The sequence below is a fragment of the Psychrobacter sp. T6-1 genome (assembly GCF_052258445.1).
This window is the reverse complement of record NZ_JBQQFC010000843.1, coordinates 1-513: the sequence shown is the minus strand read 5'-3', so window position 1 is coordinate 513 and position 513 is coordinate 1. Positions and strand designations below refer to the sequence as shown.

Genomic DNA, 513 nt, shown 5'->3' with positions numbered 1-513 from the left:
AGCTACTTATGAGTATCAGCAAGCAGAAACTACAAAAATTACTGATTCTATGCGGGTGTCAGCGCTGGTTACTATCGTAGGCGTAAGCGACAGCGTTTATGATACACAGGCGAGCAGTGGTTATCGTCAGGTAGCGACTATCAGCCATTACGCGCCGCAAGTCGCTGAGATGACAGCGGCTGAATTAACCCCCTCATTGTTGTCTAATGACAATAATAGTCAGCGCTCTGATTATGTCTCAACCTATAAGGTACTGCTTAGCGCTTACCCCAAAGTATCAAATCAGTCTCTCAATAGTCTAAATGATTTGCGCCCAGGCGATCAGTTGTTTATGAGCTTGACCCTAGCGCCGCTTGCCACATCAGAGCAGGCAATAAATAATCCTTCGGGTTTTGACAGTTATCGCTGGCTGCGCGCGCGTCATATCGACGGGGTAGCCACTATCAATCAAGTCGGCATACCGATTGCTAATATTACGGAGCCATCAGCGCTTAACATTGAACCTTCAGCGAT

1 pseudogene is annotated in these 513 nt (G+C 47.2%); it reads left to right on the top strand.

Annotated elements, in window-relative coordinates:
* Positions 1 to 513: pseudogene (locus tag ACTXGO_RS16280) on the top strand (ComEC/Rec2 family competence protein); the annotation flags it as partial.